Origin of the sequence: Kitasatospora sp. NPDC047058 (assembly GCF_040643935.1) — a bacterium.
Classification (GTDB): domain Bacteria; phylum Actinomycetota; class Actinomycetes; order Streptomycetales; family Streptomycetaceae; genus Kitasatospora.
The window spans coordinates 1-6,910 of sequence record NZ_JBEYVJ010000355.1; the positions used below are offsets into that span (position 1 = coordinate 1).

Below are 6,910 nucleotides of genomic sequence, written 5' to 3' on the forward strand. Positions count from 1 at the left end.
CTGTACGGCGGCGGCTACGAGGCGTACCTGGAGGAGCGCGCGGTGGCCCGCCGGCACGCCCGCGAGGAGTACGAGGAGTACGCCGACACCAGGTCACCCCAGCCGAAGACCTGCGCCGCGGTCCCCGGCCGGTACGGCTCGGTCTCGCCCTGGCCGACCAGGTCGATCACCGGCCTGGCCCCCTGTGACTCGCTGAGCGTGAGCACCGCCACATCGTTCATGTTGGCGGTGAAGGAGTAGTCGGGGTGGATCCAGACCGACCCGACCGCCACCTCGCGGCCGATCGAACCGCGCAGGTCGTCCCGGCCGACCACGACCTTCAGGCCCGGCCGGTCCACCCGCCTGCCCTTGGACTCGTCGTAGAAGCAGTGCGCCGCCGTCACCACCTTGGTCGGGGTGACCAGCGCGCCCCCGCAGAACTGGCCCGAACGCCCGTTGCCGAACTGCTGGCGGCTGGAGAGCGCCACCAGCCACGGGTGGTCGGAGGTGCTCGCGGTCACGCCGCCGACGATCCGCCGCTGGGCCTCGGCCGGGGCGGCGCCCGGGCCCAGCGCGACCAGCGGCGCCGGCAGTGCCGCCAGCAGGGCCAGCGCCGCGGCCCGGTGGCGACGGCTCCCCGGCCGGGCCGGGGGCTGGGCGGCGGGCGACAGGTCCGCACGATCCGGGTTGGGCAGCACCGTGTCTCCAGTTGGCTCGGCAGCAGGCAACCGGCACAGCGTAGGTGACCGACTACGCCCTGCGACCACTTACCGTCGCGCGGCCACCCGGACGAGCGACAACGGCCACCCGGACGCTGACGCACCCGGCCCCCGACGTGCACGGGGACGCGTGTACGGACGTGCACGGGGGCGGCGGGTGCGGACGTGCACGAGGGCGGCGGGTCGCGGAATGCGGCGCGGGACGTCGCGGACACGCGAAGGGGCGTCGCGGGAACGCGAAGGGGCCCGGAGCGGTGTGCTCCGGGCCCCTTCACCGCGGGGCCGGGGCCCTGCGGAGGTTCTGCCGATCAGTCCAGGTAGTCGCGCAGCACCTGGGAACGCGACGGGTGGCGCAGCTTCGACATGGTCTTGGACTCGATCTGGCGGATGCGCTCACGGGTGACCCCGTACACCTTGCCGATCTCGTCCAGCGTCTTCGGCTGACCGTCCGTCAGGCCGAAGCGCATCGACACCACGCCCGCCTCGCGCTCGGACAGCGTGTCCAGCACCGAGTGCAGCTGCTCCTGGAGCAGGGTGAAGGAGACCGCGTCGGCCGGCACGACCGCCTCGGAGTCCTCGATCAGGTCACCGAACTCGCTGTCGCCGTCCTCACCCAGCGGGGTGTGCAGCGAAATGGGCTCGCGACCGTACTTCTGGACCTCGATGACCTTCTCCGGGGTCATGTCGAGCTCCTTGGCCAGCTCCTCCGGGGTGGGCTCGCGGCCCAGGTCCTGGAGCATCTGGCGCTGGACGCGGGCCAGCTTGTTGATGACCTCGACCATGTGCACCGGGATGCGGATGGTGCGGGCCTGGTCGGCCATCGCGCGGGTGATCGCCTGGCGGATCCACCACGTGGCGTAGGTGGAGAACTTGTAGCCCTTGGTGTAGTCGAACTTCTCGACCGCACGGATGAGACCGAGGTTGCCCTCCTGGATCAGGTCCAGGAAGAGCATGCCGCGGCCGGTGTAGCGCTTGGCCAGCGAGACGACCAGTCGGAGGTTGGCCTCCAGCAGGTGGTTCTTGGCGCGGCGGCCGTCCTCGGCGATGATCTCCAGCTCGCGCTTGAGCTTGGGGGCCAGCTTGTCGGCGGCCGAGAGCTTGTCCTCGGCGAACAGGCCGGCCTCGATGCGCTTGGCGAGCTCGACCTCCTGCTCGGCGTTGAGCAGCGGGACCTTGCCGATCTGCTTCAGGTAGTCCTTGACCGGGTCGGCGGTGGCACCGGCGACGGCGACCTGCTGGGCCGGGGCGTCGTCCTCGTCGTCGTCGGAGAGCACGAAGCCCTGCGACTCCTCCTCGGGCTCCGCCTCCTCACCCGGCTTGTCACTGGGCAGCGCGGCGTCCTCGAGCAGCTCGTCCTCGCCGACCAGCTCCTCGTCGCCCTTGCCCGCCTTGGCGGAGGTGGTCTTCTTGGCGGCCGTCTTCTTGGCCGGCGCGGCGGTCTTCTTGACCGCGGCCTTCTTCGCCGGGGCGGCCTTCTTCGCCGCAACCGCCTTCACCTCGGTGACGACCGTGGTCGTCGCGTCGGCGGTGATCTCGGCGGAGACCGTGGGGGCCGGCGCGGCGGCGGCCGCAACCGCCGGAGCGGCCACGGGAGCACCGGGCGCGATCCGCACGGGGGGCTTGGTCGGGGCCGCCGGGGCGGCCGGGGTCCGGGTGGTGACCGCCTTGGTGGCAGTGCGCTTGGCGGGGCTCTTGGCAGCAACGCTCTTGCGCTTGGCGCCGGCCGGTTCGGCCGCGCTGACCATGAGGTCCACCCCCTCCTCAATCAGCACCTGGTTGAGGCTGCGCATGACGTTCTTCCACTTGGTGACCGGGATCTGGTCCGCCTCGAACGCCTGGCGCACGTCGTCACCGGCGATCTGCCCCTGGGCCTTGCCCCGCTCGATGAGCGCCAGCAGAGCCGCGGACTCGGCGATCTCGGGGGGAAGCGAACGGGATGTGCTGGCCGACACGAACAACCTCTCGGACGATGAGTGGACTCGAACCCGTACCGGCCGCCCGAGCGGGCGGGGAAGGAAATCGCGCGTCGGGCGCGCGGTGTCGATTCCGACCGACTCGGGCTTGAGGACTGGGTTTGCAGGACGGCAGCAGCGCCGCAGACCAACACAGCATTCTGACATGTTGGTGTATTCCGGAGCTGCTTCCGCTCAGGACACATCGCTGCTACTCGTCAAGTGTTACGCATGGCCTTCGTGTCGCGGGTCACACCACTCGGCGCCTGCGGCCCGGGGCCGTCTTCCAATCATCGCGCACTCGCGGCGAAACGACTGACATGGGCAGGACACGTGGCGGCGCGCCGGGGCGGGCCGGTGCAGGCCGGGGGCTGCGACGGGGCGCCGTGGGAGCCCGGCGCGGAGGCGCGGACGTGCGGACGTGCGGACGTGCGGATGCGGTCCGGGCGGCGGCACTGCGGACAGGCCGGCACACAGGGGCCCTCCGACCGCGCCGTGGGGGAGCAGCCGGAGGGCCATGGGTTCGCGGGGGTCGCCCGGTCGCCGACGGGTGGGCGGCTCAGTGCTCCCGGGGGGCCGGGACGGACGGCTCGATCTCCGGGTGGACGGTGAGCAGCGCCCGCATCGCGGCCTCGCCCGCGGTGCCGTCGCCGGTGCCGAGCGCGTCCACCAGCCGGGCGTGCAGGCCGACCGAGGCCTCCGAGGGCCGCTCGCAGGAGGTCGCCGGGCCGCCGGACACCTGGAGCGCGCAGGAGACGATCCCGGAGAGGTGCTCCAGCATCCGGTTGCCGGCCATCTGCAGGACGAGGACGTGCAGCTCGGCGTCGGCGCGCGAGTAGGTGGAGAGATCGGCCTGGGCCGAGGCGTGGCCCATGATCTCGACCAGCTCGACCAGCCGCTGCTGGACGTCCTCGCGGCCGTGGCCGGCGGCGAGCCGGGCCGCCAGCGGCTCGATCGCCCAGCGGAGCTCGAACAGCTCCCGGCGCTGCTCGTCGCGCTGCGGACCGAAGGCGCGCCACTCGATGATGTCCGGGTCGAGCAGGTTCCAGTCGCCGACCGGGCGGACCCGGGTGCCGACGTTCGGCCGGGCGCTGACCAGGCCCTTGGCCTCCAGGACCCGCAGGGACTCGCGGACGACGGTCCGGGAGACCTCGAACCGCTGGCCGATCTCCTCGGGGACGAGCGGGCGGTCGGCGCCGAGGTCGCCCGAGACGATCATCTGACCCAGCTGCTGCACCAGCTGGCCGTGCAGACCGCGGCCGCGGCTGCTGGTGGTCTTGCGGCCGACCCGGGCCAGGTCGGACTCGGCGCCCTCCCAGCGGGGCGCCGGCGGGATCGGCCGGTCGGCGTACGAGAAGCGGTCCAGGTCGCCGGTGCCGGGGACGGCGCCTTCGGCGGAACGGGCGGGGGTCATGGTGGGGTGCGCAAGGGTACTCACAGGTCCTTTGTCGGCGATCGGCGGGCCCAGCTTGAGAATTCTCGTGAAAAGCACACGAAAGGGTGATCGACCGTGACTGGATAATTGACTTCTTATCAGGAAGAACCGCGCATTGCGGTCACAGCTGGTCGATCTTGGCAGACCGTCAGTGACGACTGCTCCCTCCAGGGGCCGGTCGCAGACCCCCCGGCGGGAACCTCGGCAGCGGCCGAGGAGCGCCGGAGCGGCGTCAGAGTGCGCGGCGGCGGGCCTGCACCAGGAGGGTGGCGAGCAGCAGCACCAGGACGGGTGCCACCACCGCCGCCAGCAGCGCGGGATCGGTGAGCGCCGGACCGGCCGCCGCAACCCGGCGGTCCCCGCCGTACACCCATCCGTACGCCCACTCGATGCCGGACTGGAACGGCAGCAGCTCCGCCGCGCGCGCCGGCCAGGCCGTTCCGGTCTGCCGCAGCAGCAGCGCCACCCCGGACTCCAGCAGCGGCGGCAGGGCGCAGAGCAGCAGCACGCCGGCGGCGGCACTGCGGGTCAGCGAGGCCGTCAGGACCCCCGTCCAGCCCGCCACGACCGTCAGCGCGACGAAGGCCAGCAGTGCGGCGGGCACCCCGTGCCCGGCGCCGAGCGCCACGGGGGCGAGCGCGCCCGGCAGGTCGGCGAGCCCGCCGAGGCCGGCCGAGGACAGCGCATCCGCCACCCGGTCCGACAGCGCGGCCGGCTCCGACCAGGCGGCCACCGTCACCCCGGCCGGCAGCGCGAGGTGCACGGCCACCGCGTCCACCAGCAGGGTGCCCAGCGCCAGGAGCGCCGCGACCGGACCGACCACCGCCAGCTTGCCCAGCAGCAGCCACACCCGGCGCAGGTACGACACCTGCGAGGCGGGCAGCCCCGGGTGCCGGACCTCGTGCCCGTACGCGAGGGCGCCCAGCACTCCGGCGCCGAGGGCCGCGAACGGCAGCGGGATCAACGGGACGGCCGCGGTCAGCAGCCGCACGCCCGCCGGCGCGGACAGCGGACCGGCCGGCGTCTGGGCGGCCAGCGCGGCGGCCACCACGGCGTCGCAGAACAGCACCCCGGCGAGCAGCAGCCAGGTGGTGCGGAGGCCGCGCAGCCGGCGCAGCTCGTAGGCCAGGACTCGCACGGTTCACTCGCTCCGGTGGTCGGGGGTGGGGATGGCGGTGGTGGAAGGGGCGGGACCGTCGGCGGGGCGGGGCGCGGGGGCGGTCTGCGGGTTCAGCCGGCCGAGGCGGACGGTGTCGGCGGTCAGGAGGTCCCCGTCGCCGGCCTCGTCATGCGGCTCCCGGGGCGCGGCCGCCGGGGCGCCGCTCCCGCCGGACCGGACCAGGCTGCTGAGGCCGTCCCGGAAGAGGCGGTCCACGGCGACGGTCGGGGAGGTCTCCGCGAGGTCGGCCGGGTCGGACGCCTCCGGGGCGGCGGGCACGGTCTGCCGGGGCGGCCGGGCGGTCGCCGCCGGGGTGCCGGCGGCGGAGGCCGCAGCGGCAGCGGAGGCCAGGGTGGCCGGCAGGGCGAGGGCGGGCAGAGCACCGGCGGCCACGGCTCCGGTGGCGGGCGCGCCGGTGGCAGCGGTCCCGGTGGCCGGACTGCCGGTGGCCGGCTGGGGCACGTGGGCCTGCCCGGCTCCGGCCGGTTCCGGCGCGGGTGCCGGCGCCGGTGCCGGCTCCTGCGCTGCGGTCGTCACCGGCGTCGGCCGGGTCGCGGCCTGGCCCGTCATCGTTTCGTCGGCGGCCTGGCGGGCCTTCACCGGGCGGTTCCTCCTCGGCCTGGCGGGCGCCGCGTCGGCCACCGCCCGACCGGCCGGCGCCGGCTGGACGTGGAGGTGACCGGACCGGCCCGAGGCGACCGGCAGCGTGGCCCGGGGAGCCGGCTGCTCGACCACCCGGTCGGCGAGTTCGTGCAGCAGGATGCCGTGCTGGTAGGCGAGTTCGCCGATCTCGGTGCGACCGATCCCGGCCACCGCGAGACCCGCGCCGCCGTCGCGCCGCACCTGCGCGCCCTGGCTCACCAGGAGGTCGGCGAGCCGGGCCATCTGCGGCCCGCGCACGGCGACCTCCGGGCTGAGCCGGGTGCGGCGGAACTCCGTCACCGGCTGGTCGGCCACCATCCGGCCCCGGTCGAGCGTGATCACCCGGTCCGCGAGCCCGGCGGCCTCCTGGGGGGTTCGGGTGGTCACCAGGACCGTTCCGCCCGCGACGGCGAACGAGCGCAGGAAGGAGTGGAACCAGTCCACGTTGCGCGGCGACAGGCCCTCGGTCGGCGCGTCGAGGACGAGGGTCCCCGGGTCCCCGAGCAGCGCCGTGGCGAGCGACAGCCGGCGGTGCATGCCGGGCGAGAAGGTGCGCAGCCGCTGTCCGGCGACGGTGACCAGCCGGGTCTGTTCGAGCAGCTCATCGGCCCGCCGGGCGGGGACTCCGACGGCCGCCGCCAGCATCCTGAGGTGGCTCTGCGCCTTCCGGCCGGGGTGCCCCGCCACCATGCCCCCGGCGCCGCCGGGGCCGGGCAGCAGCACGCCGACCTCCCGCTCCGGGCGTCGCAGCTGGCGGTAGGTGCGGCCACCGAAGAGCGTGACGCCCTGGCCGCGTTCGAGTTCGAGCATCAACCGCAGCGCGGTGGACTTGCCCGCGTCCTCGGGGCCGAGCAGGGCCGTCACCGTCCCCGGGCGGGCGTCGAAGGTCAGATCGAGCAGCGCCGGCGGCCCGCCCCGGCGGTAGACCTTGGTCAGTCCGGTGATCTGGATCATCGCTGGCTGCTCCCATGCCCTCGGCCGACCTGCGTCTGCGCGGCGCGGGGCCGTGCCCGCACGGCCCCGC

Annotated in this window: 4 protein-coding genes and 1 pseudogene; all 5 read right to left on the reverse strand. The window is 74.5% G+C overall.

Annotated features, from left to right (window positions below; translation table 11 throughout):
* Nucleotides 1-152: 152 nt before the first annotated feature.
* Nucleotides 153-746: pseudogene (locus tag ABZ885_RS32600) on the reverse strand (trypsin-like serine protease); the annotation flags it as partial.
* Nucleotides 747-1,006: 260 nt separating this feature from the next.
* The gene (locus ABZ885_RS32605; protein WP_360196693.1) at nt 1,007-2,656 is read right to left on the reverse strand and encodes an RNA polymerase sigma factor; all 1,650 of its coding nucleotides are present in this window, start codon (nt 2,654-2,656) and stop codon (nt 1,007-1,009) included.
* 553 nt (nt 2,657-3,209) lie between these two features.
* Nucleotides 3,210-4,142 carry a FadR/GntR family transcriptional regulator gene (locus ABZ885_RS32610; protein ID WP_360196695.1) on the reverse strand — a complete coding sequence of 311 codons (933 nt, stop codon included), beginning with the start codon at nt 4,140-4,142 and terminating at the stop codon, nt 3,210-3,212.
* Between the two features lie 175 nt (nt 4,143-4,317).
* Nucleotides 4,318-5,223 (reverse strand): hypothetical protein, encoded by a 906-nt coding sequence (locus ABZ885_RS32615; RefSeq protein WP_360196698.1) that lies wholly within the window; start codon nt 5,221-5,223, stop codon nt 4,318-4,320.
* A gap of 3 nt (nt 5,224-5,226) precedes the next feature.
* Nucleotides 5,227-6,840: an ABC transporter ATP-binding protein gene (locus tag ABZ885_RS32620; protein WP_360196700.1), complete on the reverse strand. Its 1,614-nt coding sequence runs from the start codon at nt 6,838-6,840 to the stop codon at nt 5,227-5,229.
* Nucleotides 6,841-6,910: the final 70 nt, after the last annotated feature.